Genomic DNA, 14,253 nt, shown 5'->3' with positions numbered 1-14,253 from the left:
GACGTGTTATCCCTTGTCGTCTTCGCGGCGGCCCTTGGCCTCGCTGAATTCTCGAATCGGAGACGCAGGCGACGATGAATTTCGAGCAGGCCGCGATTCTTCTGTTGCTCGCCGGCATGCTCGTCGTATTCGCCATCGACCGCATCCGCATGGAGGTGGTGGCTCTCGCCGGCCTTGCGATCGGACTATTGATCGGGTTGGTGGCCCCCGCAGAGGCGTTTTCAGGCTTCTCGAACCCTGCTTTCGTAACCGTCGTGGAGATACTGCTGATCGTGCAGGTGCTCGGACGGTCAGGGATCCTCGACCCGCTTGCCCGCCGCATCCCGGAAGTCGCGCGCACCGAGACCGGAATCCTTGCGATCCTCTGTGCCCTGACCGCAGGGATTTCCGTATTCATGAACAATATCGGCGCGCTGGCGCTGATGATCCCGGTCGCCACGAGCGTCTGCCGCGTCAGCGGGCTCGACCAGCGCCGCATTATGATGCCCGTGAGTTTCGCTGCGCTGCTCGGTGGCCTCTGTTCGATAATCGGCACACCGGCGAACCTGATCGTAAGCAACCAGCTCACCGCCGCTACCGGCGAGGGGTTCGCGTTTTTCGATTATGCCTGGGTCGGCGTTCCGGCGGCGATCGCAGGGCTGCTCGCGCTTCTCATCTGGCCGCGACGCGTTCTCGGCTCCGAGCCAGCCGGGCCGAAGCGGTTGCCGCCGCAATCTTTCCGCACGGTGGTCAGCGAAGTCGAAATCGGAGTGGATTCGCCGCTTGTCGGCACGCCCGTGACCCAGATTGACGCAACGGTCCACGCAATACGCCGGGCGGGAGCGAGCCTTTTCTTCCAGAGGCCGGGTACGCGATTGGAGGCAGGCGACGTCTTGCTTGTGAAAATGGACCTCCCGCGTCTTGAAACCTGGCTGGCGGAGGGGCAGGTCCGCCGCGATCCCGCCGGTTCCGAACGCGTCGAGGCCGTGATAATGCCGGAGAGCACGCTGGTGGGCTCACGCATCGGCGCTCTTGAGGGTTTAAAATCGCGAGAGATCAGGGTGATCGCCGTCGCGATGCAGACGCCGCGCATCGAGGGATCGCTTGCCGACCTGCAACTGTCCATCGGCGACGTGCTCTACCTGGCCGGCGACAGGCAGGCGATCGCCGATGCTGTTGACGAGGCGGAAATCCTGCCGCTCTGGCCGAAACCCGAAGAAGCCGCCTCGCAACGACGTTGGCGGCCGACGGTCGTTTTTGCGGCAGGCGTGGCGATCGCCGCCTTCAACATTGTTCCGCCGGAACTGGCCTTTGGTCTGGTGGCGCTCATTCTTGCAGGCGCCGGCGATCTCAACCTGCGGAAAGGGTTCGCGGAACTCGACTGGCCGATCCTCATCATGCTGGCGGCGATGATCCCGCTTGGTTTCGCGGTCGAGACGACCGGCGCCGCATCGACCATGGCGAGCGGGCTGATGTCCGTGCTTCCGCCGGAAAGTCCGATCGCGATCTCGGCGGCGATGCTGGCGCTCGCCGTGGCCATCACCCCGTTCGTCAACAATGCGTCCACCGCGATCGTGCTTGGGCCCATCGCCATCGGCGTCGCCTCTGCCGTGGGCATGCCGCCGGAGCCGCTCCTGATCGCCGTCGCGGTTGGCGCCTCGATCGACTTTCTCACACCCATAGGCCACCACAACAACACAATCGTCATGGGCATCGCGGGCTACCGCTTCATCGATTTCCTGAAGGTCGGATGGCCAGTGACAATCGCCGTGTCGCTAATCGCACTGGTGGCCATATTCGCGTTCTGGATCTGAGAACGGCGGGGGAATTGTACTTCGTATCGATAGAGCTCAGCGCCTCTACGTTTCAGTCGCCGCGCGCATCCCCCACGCCCGGTAGAACAGAAGCAGTGCGTAGAGGATCATCAGCGTCGTCACGATGCGGACAAGGACAACCGCGCTGGAAAGAGGGATGAACAGCAGGGCCAGGCCGAACACTATGTAGAGGCCGCCGCCGATCATGGCAGGCCATAGCCGGGAGCCGCCCTCATCGATGAAGCCGAAAAGGAATTCCATTATTCCGACCAGGACGGCGAGCAATCCGACGAGAGTGGCCAGGAAGCCCATGCTGAAGATGGCGAGCAGCACCGGGCTGAACAGCACGATTACGCCGGACGCGATCGAGAGACCGTTGCGCACAAGCCCAAACCAGAACGTATTGGTTTTCGGACCGGAGAATTTCATCGCAGCAAGGCCTAGCGCGCCATCGATCAGCAGCAAGCCGCCGCCCGCCAGAACCAGGAACTTGACCGCCTGGGAGGGATAGATGAAGGCTAGCAGCGCCGCCACCGCCATCAACAGCCCGCGCAGCGCAGTGAGTACTGCGTCAATACGATCGGATTCACCCAGCGCCATGATGCCCTCCCACTCCTGAGTTCAGCCGCGCGGCAATCGCCAAGCGGACGCGAGGCGCGACCCTCAAACCTTTTGAACGGAAATAACGTTCCCGGACGTGTCGACGACGCAGTTGGCCCTGATGCCGCCGGATTCCAGCACGACCTGGAATGTCTGGGCATCGAGTTGGGATGAACTGACAGGCAAGACTGCGGCGCTGTCGACGCCCAACGGTGTGGCCGCCGCGGAAGCACAGGTAAGCTGGAGATCGGCCGGCGCGGTCTGGCCGGTATTGCGCACCGTGTCCGGCGCAGGTCCGCTCGACTGGCAGCCGACGACCTGCATCGCGGCCAGAAGCGCCGCAAGCATCGCCGCGCGATTGCGGTTCGGGGCAGACGGAGAGGATGAACCGGAAGCGGAGGCACTGGACATTGGCGGTCAAACTCCCTTGTAGAGCGAAGCACCCTGCATCAATACGACGACCTTTGCCCCAACATTGATCCGGGAGTGAAGGTCGGTGATGTCGTCATTGTTCATCCGGATACACCCTGACGAGACATCGAGCCCGATCGTCCACGGCTCCGGCGTGCCATGGATACGGTAGATCGTGTCCTGGTCGCCCTGGTAGAGATAGAGGGCTCGTGCTCCGAGAGGATTGTCCGGACCGCCGGGTTGGCCGCCCGCCCATTTCTTGGCGTTCGGATCGCGGGCGACCATTTCGGCAGGCGGCGTCCATGTCGGCCATTCGGCGGTGCGGCCGACCTTCACGATGCCCGCCCAGCCGAAACCTTCGCGGCCGACGCCGATCCCGTAGCGGATGGCGGTAAAGCCGGGCTGAACCAGATAGAGGAAATGCTGGTTGCCATCGATGATGATGGTACCCGGTTTCTCGGCGGTCCTGAATTTCACGATCTGACGGCGAAACGTTTCCGGCACCTGCTTGTGCGCAGCGTAGTACGTCCTCGCTTTCTTGCGGTCGTACTCAACCCATTTGCGGGTTTTCGGATCGAATATCTGCGTCTCGGCGGCGTATGCGAGCGTCGCGCAGATGGCAACGCCGAGCGCAAGGCAGGCTGCCATCTTCATGCCGAAGGCACGGCCGCGGAATTGGGAGAGAAATGCCATGGCGCTGCCTCGCTCTATTTCGACCAGGCTTCCAGCCGGTCCTCATGCGCCGCGATCCATTGCTGCGCATAGGCTGCAGGGTCCTGCCTTTCCACTTGGAGCGCGTAGCTCATCTCCGTGATCTCCTCCGGGGTGAAGTCGATGCTGGAGAGAAACGACGCCACTTTCGGTAGCCGCTCACTCGTTTTCGTCGCGAACGCGATCTGGAAATGCGACGGCGCCCATGCCACGGGCGCATGCGACTTGGAGAGCCAACCCGCCGGATCGTCGCCGGGCAGGACTATCTTCCACTTGGAGCCGTCGTGTTCCGGCTCGGTCAGCTGGACAATTTCGTGCAGATTGAAAACATGGTGCGGGCTGTAGCAGTAGAATACGATTGGAGCGTTGGTTGCGGCGGCCGCGTCGACTGCCGCCATCGCCACATCCTCCGGCATTTCGAGCAGCTTGACCGTTTCGGCATAGCCGTAGCTTCGCGCGCGTATCCTTTCGATAGGGGTCGATGACCAAGTCTCCGCGCCGATCCACACTTCGCCCTGTCCGTCGCCGTCGGTGTCGAGGACGGACGTCTTCTTCGGATCCTTCAGATCCGCAACATCCTTGATTCCAAACTTTTCGGTGGTTTCGCGGGTCGCGCAGAGCCCTTGCGTCGCCGACACCTTCTTCGGGCTGAACTGGACCGACTTTCTCTCGTCGACATATTTCTTCACGACCGAATCGAGATTGGGCAGCCAAACTTCCGGATGGACGTCGACTTCGCCCGCATCAAGCCCGGCGAAAATCGTGAGCGTCCCCATTTCCCGGACTTCGACATCCAGGCCCAGCTTTTTCTCGATGCCGTACTTGATGATGTTGGCGGAAGCCTGGCCCGACGGCCAGTTTGGCATGCCGACCACGAGGTCGGCTGCAAAACCCTTGCCGCACAATGCGATGAGAAAACCGAGAGCAACGCCGCTTCGCCGCAGCAAGCGTGTACTGACCACCATACACCCTCCAGCCGTCGCCCCCGACGCGACAAACACGATGCCCATGGGCATTCAGCCACAACCAAGGCGCTAGTGCCAGCAGTTTTTTAGCGTTCCGTATTGTTCGGCATTGAGGTGATGAGGGCGCCGTCTCCGCCCGCGTCTACCTTCTCACCCGGGGTATCGTTGCCGCAACGGTCGGCTTTACGCACAAGGCTCGTGCATCCCCAATTCATGGACTTTGATCTTGGCCCCGTCGAGCATGAGTCGTCGGAACGATTTGCGTGGGCGGGAGGTTCTCGCGGAAGATAAGGTCCATTTTAAACGGCGGACGTTCGACGCGTCGGCCCGGCAGTTCTTCTGGCATGAGCGAAAATTGCGTCAGCGCCTCGCTGATGATCGCGTCCGGGTCCGAATTGATCACCACATCCATTGTGCCTTCGATCAATAGCCGCCGAGTGTCGGGCGTCAGCCCGTGGCCGATGAAGACGATCTGGCCCGCTTTATTCCTCTCGCGCAGAGCACGGGCGATCCCGTCTGACGAGCCGCCGACATTATAGATGCCGACCAGATCCGGGTTCTGCTCTATCAGCGAAATTGTATGGCGGTAGTTTTCGTTGCGATCATCGTGGCCCTCACGCATTCCGATCACCCTGAGCCCAGGGTGTGCCTCATCGATCAAGCCGAGGAAGCCCATCTCTCGCTCGGCATGCGCCCGGTAAACGCGGCTTCCCGCCACCAATGCGACGCTACCCTGGTTTGGGCGACAGAACCGGCCGAGCAGATGGGCCGCAGTGCGTCCCGCCGCCTGGTTATCGAGCCCGACATACGCTTCCCGGCTCGGATGCGGCAGGTCGGACACGATCGTGACGAGCCGCGTGCCGCCCGCACTGACCTCTTCCGCCGCCTCGCGCACCAGCGGATGGTCTATCGCCATGAAGGCGATGCCGTCGGCCCACCGGGCATGGTGACGGATCGCAGCCGCCAGCGCCGCCGCGTCGAAGCTCTCGATGAAGAAGCAGCGCAAGGGCGCGGCATCGCGCGTGCGTGTGTCGGCGACGGCCCTGACCTTTTCGCCGAGCAGCCTCAGATAGGGGTTCGTGCCCATCGGCAGGAGAAAGGCGATGTTCGGCGGGCGAGGCTTCGACAGCCGCTCGTGGTCGCGCTCGCCCATGTAGCCCAGATCCAGCGCCGTTTTCAGCACACGCTCCACCGTGCGCGTCTTCACCCCTTTGCGCCGGTTAAGCACCCGATCGACTGTGGCGAGCGAAACGCCCGCCGCCTTGGCCACGTCCATCATCGACGGCGCGCCGGCCAATTCGGGTGACACTTCAAAACACCTCATGAGTTAACATTTGACGTGAAGCATCACGCTTCCTAGCCTTGTGTCAAGAGGCGCTGCGGTGGAGGAAACAAGAGCGTATCCTGCCTCGACCACGTCAAAACACGTCATGGGAGGATGTGATGAATTCAATCGGGATTACCCGGCGCGGCGCGCTGGCGCTGGGACTTGGCGCGGGCGCCGCCATAATGACGCCGCGCCTGGCGCCGGCGCAGTCGGTCACGCTGCGCTACGGCCACAACAACGAATCGGCGAGCGTCGCCGGCGCGCAGGCCGACTGGTTCGCCGAGGCGGTCGGCAAGCATTCGAGCGGCGACCTAGCCGTCCAGGTCTTCCCGTCCTCACAGCTTGGCAAGCTCCAGGAATTGGCCGAAGCCGTGTCGCTCGGCACGATCGCATTCTCGCACAACACCGCCGGCGGTGTCGGTTCGCTCTACGAGCCGTTCGCGGCGCTCGACACGCCCTACCTATACCGCGACGTCGATCACCTCATGAAGGTCATGGACATCAACTCGCCGGTCATGCAGGAGTTGAACACGGGTCTGATCGAGGCGGCCAATGTGCGCGTCATCTACGCGCATTATTTCGGCCGCCGGAACCTCACCGCCAACAAGGCGGTCTACAAGCCCTCCGATCTCGCCGGCGAAAAAATCCGCGCCGTGCCGTTCCCGATCTATACCACCGCCATCGAGGGCATGGGCGCGGCGGCCGTACCGGTCGACTGGTCGGAAGTGCCGACCGCGCTGGCCACCGGCGTCGTCGCCGGCCAGGAGAACCCGGTCAATGTCGTCCTGAACGTCAAGCTCTACGAGGTGCAGTCGCACCTGATGCTGACCGGGCACATGTCGAATGCCGAAGTCGTCGTGATGAACGAGGACGCCTGGCAGGGATTGTCCGACGCGCAGAAGGAAGCGGTCGCCGCCGCTTCGCTCGAAATCCGCGATCGCGCCACGAAGGCCATCCAGGAGAACGAAGAGAAGGACACGCAGGCGCTGCGCGAGAAGGGCATGACCGTCATCGGCCCTTCGGAGGGGCTTGATGTGGAAGCTTTCCGGGCATCTGTCAGCAAGCTGGTGGAAGAACGTTTCGGCGAGAAGTACGGCGCGCTCTACGAGAAGATCAAGGCGATCGCCTGATCGAGACGACCAGCGGAGGCGGAATATGAGCAGGATCGCCGCCCCCGGCGCGGGCAGCAAGGCATTGGAGACGGTCGCGCTTGCCTGTCGCACGGCCGCCATCCTGTTCCTTGCGCTGATGAGCGTTCTCGTCGTGGCGCAAGTGATCGGCCGCAACATCTTCGACCTCGGCATGCCGTGGGCCGACGAACTGGCCCGCATGAGCGGCATCGCGCTCGTCTTCCTGTGCGTGCCGCTGCTGGCCCTGCGCGGCCAGCACGTCGCTGTCGATATGATGCCGATGCTTCTGCCGCCGCGTGCGCGTCGTGCATTCCTGTTCGCGGCGGAGGTCATGGTATTGGCCTTCTGCGCCCTGACGCTCTACGGGCTTCAGGCGTTTCTCCTTCGGGCGGGCAAGTTCGCCACGCCCTCAATGGGCATCTCCAACTGGTTCGTCTACACCCCCGCGGTCATCGGTTTCGCCCTGCTGGCGGCCGCGACGCTGCTCCGTCTGGCCACCCTCCTGCGCGGCGAAGAGCCGCCGCGTCCGGAAATATCCGCGCTATGAGCCTTGTTCTCGTCCTCGTTTTCCTGGCGGCGCTGATCGCCGGGGCGCCGATTGCAGTAGCACTCGGGCTTGCCTCGGGCGTCGCGATTATCGCCTTCGACCTTCCCATGCACGTGCTGGCGCAGCGGGCGGTCAACGCGCTCGATTCGACGCCGCTGCTGGCCGCCGCTGTTCATCCTCGCCGCCAGCCTGCTCAGCGCGATGGGCGTGACGACGCATATTTTCGACCTCGTGCGGCTCGTCGTCGGCCGCATCCGCGGCGCGGTGGCGCAGGTGTCGATCCTCGTCAGCCTGATCTTTTCCGGCGTGTCCGGCGCCGCCCTTGCCGACATCGGTGCGCTCGGCAAGATTCAGATCGACCAGATGACCGGGCAAGGCTACCGCAAGAACTTCGCCGCCGGCATCACGATCGCCGCCGCCACCATCGGTCCGATCTTCCCGCCTTCCATTCCGATGATCATTTATGCCAGCGTCACCAACGTCTCGGCCGTACAGCTTCTCATCGCGGGTATCGTGCCGGCGCTGATTATCACCTTCTTCCTGATGGCGCAGGTCGCGGTCATGGCGCGGCTTTACGACCTGCCGCGCGACACGGTGAGCCCGTCGCTGCGCGCCGTGGCGAAGAAAGCGGTGATCTCCTTCCCCGCCCTGCTTGCGCCGGTGCTTCTTATCGGCGGGCTGCTCAGCGGCTATTTCGGCCCGACGGAAGTCGCGGGCGTCACGGTCGCCTATGCGCTGGCGATCGGCTTCGGTATTTACCGCACGCTGACATGGCGGGCGGTCTGGGAGAGCCTGCGCGAGACGGTCGAGGCGACTTCCGGCATCCTTTTCATCGTCTCGACGGCCGCCGTATTCGCCTGGGTGCTGACGCTCGACCAGGTGCCTGCAAGGGCGGGCGCATTTCTGCTCGGCCTCTCCGACAATCCCTTCGTCCTGCTGCTTCTGGTCAACATCCTTCTGCTGATCGTCGGCATGTTCCTGGAATCGATCGCCGCCATTCTGATCATCGCGCCGATCGTCGCGCCCGCCCTGCATGCCGCGGGGGTCGATCCGCTGCAGCTCGGCATCGTCTTCGTGCTCAACCTGATGATCGGCCTGCTGACGCCGCCGGTCGGCATGAGCCTCTACATGGTGTCGATCATCGCGAGGATGCCGGTGCATTCCGTGATTCGCGGCGTGCTGCCCTTCTTCATCCCGCTGATCCTCTCGCTGCTGGTCGTCTCCGCCGTTCCCGCGGTGTCGACCTGGCTGCCCAACCTCATCACGCAATAGGATTTCACATGAGCAGGTTTCTGGGCCCGATCCGTCAGCTCGGCTACGTGGTCGACGACATCGAGGCCGCCATGGCCCACTGGCACGAGGTGATGGGCGTCGGCCCCTGGTTCTACAATCCGAAAGTGCCGATCGACGACTATCGCTACGAGGACAGGTCCTACGAGGTGCACAATTCGGTCGCGCTCGCCAACAGTGGGCCGATGCAGGTGGAGCTGATCCAGACGCGCAACGACGCGCCGTCGATGTATCGCGATTTCATGCGCGCCGGCCATCGCGGCCTGCAGCACGTCGCTTACTGGACTGAAACCTATGACGCCGATCTGGCGCGCATGGAAGCTCGGGGTTTTCGCCGCAAGATGAGCGGCAAGGTCGGCGCGAACGGTCGCTTCGTCTATTTCGACCGGGAAGCCCACCCCGGCACGGTGATCGAACTCTCGGAGGTGCTGGGTCCGAAAGGGCGTATGTTCGACATGATCCGCGAGGCCGCGCAGGATTGGGACGGAACGAACCCGGTACGGCCTTTCCCGGACCTTTCGACAATCTGAGGCAAAGATGAAGCCCGCAACGATCGAAGCCACCTATCTGATCGAGACGCCGCTTGAACCCGCGGCGGTGGCGGCGATCATGGCCGGAGAACAGAGCAGCGGCACTTTCGTGCGCGTCGCCGGCGAGACCGACGAACTGCGCCGACGCGCGGCGGCGGAGGTGCTCGCGGTCGAGGAGCTGGAGTCCGCAGCAGCGCCGAGCCTTTCCAGCGCCTGGCTCGAACGGCAGCGCGCGACCGGTCCGTGGCGCAGGGCGCGCGTCCGCATCGCTTTTCCGATCGCCAACGTCGGCGCGAACCTCCCGACGCTCGCCGCAACGGTAGCCGGAAACCTCTACGACCTCGGCGAGATAACGGGCCTGAAATTGCTCGATGTCGACATCCCGCAGGACTACCGCATTCGCTTCGAGCTGCCCGTGCTCGGTGTTGCAGGCACGCGCGAGCGGCTGAACGTTCACGGCCGTCCCTTCTTCGGCACGATCATCAAGCCGAATGTCGGTATGTCGGCGGATGAGATCGCCGACCTTGTCGCGCTTCTTTGCGAGGCCGGCGTCGATTTCATCAAGGACGACGAGATCTGTGCCAACCCGGATCACGCGCCACTTGACCTGCGCGTGCCGGCGGTCATGGCCAAGATACGAGCCTATCGCGACCGCACTGGCCGCGACGTGATGGTGGCGTTCAATATCACCGACGAGGTGGACTCAATGCGCCGCCACACCGACCTCGTCGAGCGCGAGGGCGGCTCCTGCGTGATGGCGAGCCTTAACTGGTGCGGCCTCTCCTGCGTCCAAACGCTGCGCCGCGCAACCCCGCTCGCGCTTCATGGCCATCGCAACGGCTACGGCGCCTTTGGCCGACATCCGGCGCTCGGCATCGGCTTCGACGCCTATCAGGCGCTCTACCGGCTGGCCGGCGTCGACCACATGCATGTGCACGGCATCGGCGGAAAATTCTCCGATGCGGCCGAAGATGTGGAGGCGGCGGCCAGGCGCTGCCTCAAGCCGCTCGCGGCGGATGCGCGCGACGCTTCGGATGCGGTGCTGCCGGTCTTTTCCTCCGGCCAGTGGTCCGGCACATTGCCGCGCACATGCGAGGCGGCCGGCTCGGCCGATTTCATGTTCCTCGCAGGCGGCGGCATCCTGGCCCACCCGGACGGGCCGGCAGCCGGCGTTAGGAGCCTGAGACAGGCCTGGGAAGCAGTCGCCGAAGGCCGCGATCTCGCAGCCGCAGCCGCGACACGGCCGGAGCTTGCCGTCGCGCTCTCCTTCTTCGGCCGCTGATCATGGCGATCGACTATCTATTCATCGGAGACGACTTCACCGGCGCGTCCGACACGCTGGCGACCTTGGCCGAGGCCGGATGCCGCGTCCGCCTGTTCCTGCATCCCCCCGATCCCGCCGCCGTCTCGGCCGAGCGGCTCGATGCGGTAGGCCTCGCTACCGACCTGCGCGCCCTGCCGCTCCGACAGATCACCGACCGGATCGACGCGCTTGCAGACACCGTCGCGGCCCTATCGCCGCGCATCCTCCACTACAAGGTCTGCTCCACTTTCGATTCGTCGCCAACAGTCGGCAGCATCGGCGCCGCCGTCCTCGCGCTCGAACGCCATCTCGACCCCGCCCTCACCGCAATCGTCGGCGGTCAGCCGAGCCTCGGCCGGTATTGCCTCTTCGGTAATCTGTTCGCCCGCGGGCCGGACGGCGCCGTCCACCGCATCGACCGCCATCCGGTGATGAGCCACCATCCCGTGACGCCAATGACCGAGGCGGACCTGCGCGTCCATCTCGCCGCCCAAGGGCTCGACGGATTGGCGCTCGAAACCTGGCCCGACCTCGGCAACGGGCTTGCCGCGCGCCTGCCGGCCCATCTGGCCGCCCCGCGACCGCGCATCCTCTTCGACGCCGCAGCGCAGTCCGATATCGAAATGATCGGCGGTGCGCTTCGCAAGCTCGCCGCCGGCGGTCCATTGCTCGTGGTCGGCGCGAGCAGTGTCGCCGAAGCTCTCACCGCAGGCCCCGATCATCCGCCAGCGGATGCATCGCGCGCCCCGGCCGCGCCCTCGGCTGTCCCCGGCGGCCCCTGCCTCGTGCTCGCCGGCAGCCGCTCGGCGGTTACCGCCGCCCAGGTCGATGCCGCCAACATGTTCGACCGCATGCCGGTTTCCCGCGCCGCTCTGGCGGGCCCCGACCTCGATGATCTCGCCGCGCGGGCGACAGTGCGGCTGGCGCAAGGCGCCAACGTGCTGCTCCATCTCCTGCCCGACGAGATCTACGGCCTGACGGGCGGTGAACTCACCGACCGTCTCGCCACGCTTGCCGCCGTCGTCCTCGACCGTCATCCGGTCCGCTCGCTCGGCGTCGCCGGCGGCGACACATCGAGCGCCGTCGTCCACCGGCTCGGCTTCGAGAGCCTTGCCTTCCTCAGCCGGATCGCCTCCGGCGTTGCGATATGTGCAAGCCGTTCGTCGATGAAGGCCCGCGACGGCGTGACCCTGCTCCTCAAAGGCGGCCAAGTCGGGCAGATCGACATTTTCGACCGCTTCGCCATATTTTGCGGAGCGGGCGGTCGACTTGAAGCATGACGCCGCTGCTAGACGGCGGCTCAAGGTGATGGCCGCTAGACAACAGCGAATGTCATGCAATTCCACGCCGTCTATAGCGGCAGTGATTGCGGTCTCAAATCGCGGTCGAGGGTAGGGCGGGCAGCAGCTTGTCCAGGGTGATCGGGAACTCCCGCACGCGAATGCCGGTCGCATTGTAGACGGCGTTAGCGACCGCAGCGCCGGCGCCGCAGACACCGAGTTCGCCGAGGCCCTTGCTTCCGAACGGATTGGCCTTGTCGTCGTGCTCCTCGAGAAACACCACCTCCATGCCGGGAACGTCGCCATTGACCGGGACGTGGTACTCGGCAAGGTCGTGGTTGACGAAATGGCCGTGGCGCGAGTCTAGTACCGTCTCCTCCATCAGGGCCGCGCCGATGCCCCAGGTCATGCCGCCGATGATCTGCGAGCGCGCGGTCTTGCCGTTGAGGATGCGCCCGGCGCCGATCACGGACAGCATGCGGCGCATGCGGATTTCGCCGGTATCGCAATCGACCGCGACCTCGGCGAAATGCGCGCCATAGGCATGCTGGGAATAGTCCGTGTAGGCGGCGCTTTCGCGAGCCGCCGCGACGGAGCCTTCCGCCTCTAGCCCCTCCGGGACGATCCGGCGGACGAGATCGGCCAAGCGCTCCGAACGGTCGCCGATCGTTATCGCTCCGCCGGCAAAGTTGGCATGGGTGGCGTTCGCGCCATGAAAAGGCGAGCCCTCGCTCGATCGCGCCGCCGCCATGATCTTTTCCTTGAGCGCATTGCACGCATTGTGAAGCGCGGAGCCCGCGCTCGCCGCGCCCCAGGAACCACCCGAGCCGGCGGTCTTCGGAAAATTGCTGTCGCCGAGTTCTATCCTGACCGCCGAGAGCGGCACGCCAAGGTTTTCCGCCGCGATCTGGGTCAGGATCGTGTAGGTGCCGGTGCCGATATCGGTCATGTCGAGCCGGGCGGTCAACTGGCCGTCCGCGTCGATCGAGACCTGGGCAGTCGACGCGCCGATATAGTTTGGCCGGATTGCCGCGGCCATGCCATAGCCGATCAGCTTGCGCCCTTCGCGGACCTGTCCCGGGACAGGGTTCCGGCTCTCCCAACCGAAACGTCGCGCGCCCTCTTCCATGCAGGCGACGAGATTGCGCGTCGAGAACGGAACGCCGCGTTCGGGGTCCTCGGTCGACTCGTTGCGGATGCGGAACTCGATCGGGTCAAGGTCGAGGCGCTCGGCGAGTTCATCCATGGCGCATTCGAAGGCGAGCATGCCCGGCGCCTCGCCGGGCGAGCGCATCCACTCGCCGCGATTGAGATCAACGCCGACGAGGCGATGGCGAGTCAGCCGGTTCGGAGCCGCGTAGAGCGAGCGGGCGAAGACCGCCGTCTGCTCGCAATATTCCTCGAAGCTGGAGGTCGCGGACCAGACTTCATATCCCATCGCGATGAGCCGCCCGTCAGGGTTCGCGCCAAGACGCACCTGCTGGATCATCTCGGCGCGGTGGCCGGCATTGGCGAACATCTGCTGCCTAGTGAGTGCGATCTTGACCGGCCGCCGGAGAACCCGTGCGGCTATCGCTGCCAGCACCGTGTCGGCGTGGATGATCAGCTTTGAACCAAAACCTCCGCCGATGAACGGGCTGACGACGCGCACCCGCTCGGGCGGAATGCCGAGCGTGCTGGCGAGACCAGCCCGGAAGTTCGCCAGCGTCTGCGCGGACGTATGGATCGTCACGTCGTCGCCGGACCAGACGGCGAGCGTCGCATGCGGCTCCATCGGATTGTGGTGCTCGTAGGGTGTGCGGTAGGTCGCGTCGATCTTGACCGCCGCGGCCGGGAATGCGGCCTCGAAATCGCCGACGGCGCTGTCCGTCTCGAAGCCGGCATTGGTCCGCTTGGGCGCGTAGGCGTCGGCGAGATGCGCCCTGAGGTCGAAGACGCCCGGTTCCTCCTTGTACCGGACCTTGATGAGCCCGGCGGCGGCGCGCGCGGCCTCGAAGGTTTCCGCCACCACCAGCGCGACCGGCTCGTCATAGTAGCGCACCCGGTCGGTCGCCAGCATGGGCCGGGCGCGGGTGAAGACCTCCGGCACGGTCGGCGTGACCGCCGGGCCGAAGTCCGGTTGAGATGGCGCATTCCGGTGCGTCATGACGTGGAGGACGCCCGGCGCCTGTTCCGCTTCGGCCGTGTCGATCGCGGCGATGCGGCCTTTGGCGATGGCTGCGCCGACGATGTAGCCATAGGCTGCGCCGTCCATCGCGTGCTCGTAGGCGTAAGTCGCGCGGCCGGTCACCTTGAGCGGACCGTCGATGCGGTCGATCGGCCGGCCGATGAGGCCGGTGTTGGTCATTGTCTCTGCCATAGATCAC

13 protein-coding genes are annotated in these 14,253 nt (G+C 64.8%); 7 read left to right on the top strand and 6 right to left on the bottom strand.

Translation table 11 applies throughout. The features are described 5' to 3' along the window. Nucleotides 1-74 precede the first annotated feature (74 nt). Nucleotides 75-1,793 (top strand): SLC13 family permease, encoded by a 1,719-nt coding sequence (locus ACG873_RS16640; RefSeq protein ID WP_394893155.1) that lies wholly within the window; start codon nt 75-77, stop codon nt 1,791-1,793. 45 nt (nt 1,794-1,838) lie between these two features. On the opposite strand, the gene ACG873_RS16635 is transcribed toward ACG873_RS16640, so the two are convergent. From ACG873_RS16635 to ACG873_RS16615, 5 genes are all read right to left on the bottom strand, one after another. Continuing rightward, complete coding sequence (locus ACG873_RS16635; RefSeq protein ID WP_394893153.1) at nt 1,839-2,393, bottom strand: DUF308 domain-containing protein; 555 nt, start codon at nt 2,391-2,393, stop codon at nt 1,839-1,841. 63 nt (nt 2,394-2,456) lie between these two features. Continuing rightward, nucleotides 2,457-2,804: a hypothetical protein gene (locus ACG873_RS16630; protein ID WP_394893151.1), complete on the bottom strand. Its 348-nt coding sequence runs from the start codon at nt 2,802-2,804 to the stop codon at nt 2,457-2,459. A gap of 6 nt (nt 2,805-2,810) precedes the next feature. After that, nucleotides 2,811-3,458 (bottom strand): L,D-transpeptidase, encoded by a 648-nt coding sequence (locus ACG873_RS16625; protein ID WP_394893561.1) that lies wholly within the window; start codon nt 3,456-3,458, stop codon nt 2,811-2,813. A gap of 53 nt (nt 3,459-3,511) precedes the next feature. Next, nucleotides 3,512-4,480: a glycine betaine ABC transporter substrate-binding protein gene (locus ACG873_RS16620; RefSeq protein ID WP_394893149.1), complete on the bottom strand. Its 969-nt coding sequence runs from the start codon at nt 4,478-4,480 to the stop codon at nt 3,512-3,514. Nucleotides 4,481-4,691: 211 nt separating this feature from the next. Next, nucleotides 4,692-5,789, bottom strand: a complete 1,098-nt coding sequence (locus tag ACG873_RS16615; protein ID WP_394893147.1) for a LacI family DNA-binding transcriptional regulator — start codon at nt 5,787-5,789, stop codon at nt 4,692-4,694. Nucleotides 5,790-5,923: 134 nt separating this feature from the next. On the opposite strand from ACG873_RS16615, the gene ACG873_RS16610 reads away from it, so the two are divergent. The 6 genes from ACG873_RS16610 to ACG873_RS16585 all read left to right on the top strand — a co-directional run bounded on the left by ACG873_RS16610 (nt 5,924) and on the right by ACG873_RS16585 (nt 11,887). Continuing rightward, complete coding sequence (locus ACG873_RS16610; RefSeq protein ID WP_394893146.1) at nt 5,924-6,937, top strand: TRAP transporter substrate-binding protein; 1,014 nt, start codon at nt 5,924-5,926, stop codon at nt 6,935-6,937. A 25-nt stretch (nt 6,938-6,962) separates the two neighbouring features. Beyond that, on the top strand, nt 6,963-7,484 hold the full coding sequence (locus ACG873_RS16605) for a TRAP transporter small permease (protein ID WP_394893144.1): 522 nt from the start codon (nt 6,963-6,965) through the stop codon (nt 7,482-7,484). A 207-nt stretch (nt 7,485-7,691) separates the two neighbouring features. Next, the gene (locus ACG873_RS16600; RefSeq protein ID WP_394893143.1) at nt 7,692-8,756 is read left to right on the top strand and encodes a TRAP transporter large permease; all 1,065 of its coding nucleotides are present in this window, start codon (nt 7,692-7,694) and stop codon (nt 8,754-8,756) included. 8 nt (nt 8,757-8,764) lie between these two features. Further along, a complete protein-coding gene (locus ACG873_RS16595; RefSeq protein WP_394893141.1) occupies nt 8,765-9,304 on the top strand; it encodes a VOC family protein in 540 nt (179 codons plus the stop codon). Nucleotides 9,305-9,311: 7 nt separating this feature from the next. Next, nucleotides 9,312-10,586, top strand: coding sequence for a RuBisCO large subunit C-terminal-like domain-containing protein (locus ACG873_RS16590; RefSeq protein ID WP_394893139.1), 1,275 nt, complete (start codon nt 9,312-9,314; stop codon nt 10,584-10,586). Nucleotides 10,587-10,588: 2 nt separating this feature from the next. Next, entirely contained in the window at nt 10,589-11,887 is a 1,299-nt protein-coding gene (locus ACG873_RS16585; RefSeq protein ID WP_394893138.1) for a four-carbon acid sugar kinase family protein, read from the top strand. A gap of 94 nt (nt 11,888-11,981) precedes the next feature. Here ACG873_RS16585 and ACG873_RS16580 read toward each other — a convergent pair whose 3' ends face one another. Beyond that, nucleotides 11,982-14,246, bottom strand: coding sequence for a xanthine dehydrogenase family protein molybdopterin-binding subunit (locus ACG873_RS16580; protein ID WP_394893136.1), 2,265 nt, complete (start codon nt 14,244-14,246; stop codon nt 11,982-11,984). Nucleotides 14,247-14,253 lie beyond the last annotated feature (7 nt).

The organism is Allomesorhizobium aridi, assembly GCF_043769475.1.
Taxonomy (GTDB): Bacteria; Pseudomonadota; Alphaproteobacteria; order Rhizobiales; family Rhizobiaceae; genus Allomesorhizobium.
Note: the sequence above shows the minus strand (reverse complement) of the source record. Positions and strands in the feature narration are given on the sequence as shown.

Bases quoted from the DNA above. Each gene is read 5' to 3' on its own strand.
- ACG873_RS16640 (WP_394893155.1), top strand. From the start codon at position 75: ATGAATTTCGAGCAGGCCGCGATTCTTCTGTTGCTCGCCGGCATGCTC.
- ACG873_RS16635 (WP_394893153.1), bottom strand. From the start codon at position 2,393: ATGGCGCTGGGTGAATCCGATCGTATTGACGCAGTACTCACTGCGCTG.
- ACG873_RS16630 (WP_394893151.1), bottom strand. From the start codon at position 2,804: ATGTCCAGTGCCTCCGCTTCCGGTTCATCCTCTCCGTCTGCCCCGAAC.
- ACG873_RS16625 (WP_394893561.1), bottom strand. From the start codon at position 3,458: ATGAAGATGGCAGCCTGCCTTGCGCTCGGCGTTGCCATCTGCGCGACG.
- ACG873_RS16620 (WP_394893149.1), bottom strand. From the start codon at position 4,480: ATGGTGGTCAGTACACGCTTGCTGCGGCGAAGCGGCGTTGCTCTCGGT.
- ACG873_RS16610 (WP_394893146.1), top strand. From the start codon at position 5,924: ATGAATTCAATCGGGATTACCCGGCGCGGCGCGCTGGCGCTGGGACTT.
- ACG873_RS16605 (WP_394893144.1), top strand. From the start codon at position 6,963: ATGAGCAGGATCGCCGCCCCCGGCGCGGGCAGCAAGGCATTGGAGACG.
- ACG873_RS16595 (WP_394893141.1), top strand. From the start codon at position 8,765: ATGAGCAGGTTTCTGGGCCCGATCCGTCAGCTCGGCTACGTGGTCGAC.
- ACG873_RS16590 (WP_394893139.1), top strand. From the start codon at position 9,312: ATGAAGCCCGCAACGATCGAAGCCACCTATCTGATCGAGACGCCGCTT.
- ACG873_RS16585 (WP_394893138.1), top strand. From the start codon at position 10,589: ATGGCGATCGACTATCTATTCATCGGAGACGACTTCACCGGCGCGTCC.
- ACG873_RS16580 (WP_394893136.1), bottom strand. From the start codon at position 14,246: ATGGCAGAGACAATGACCAACACCGGCCTCATCGGCCGGCCGATCGAC.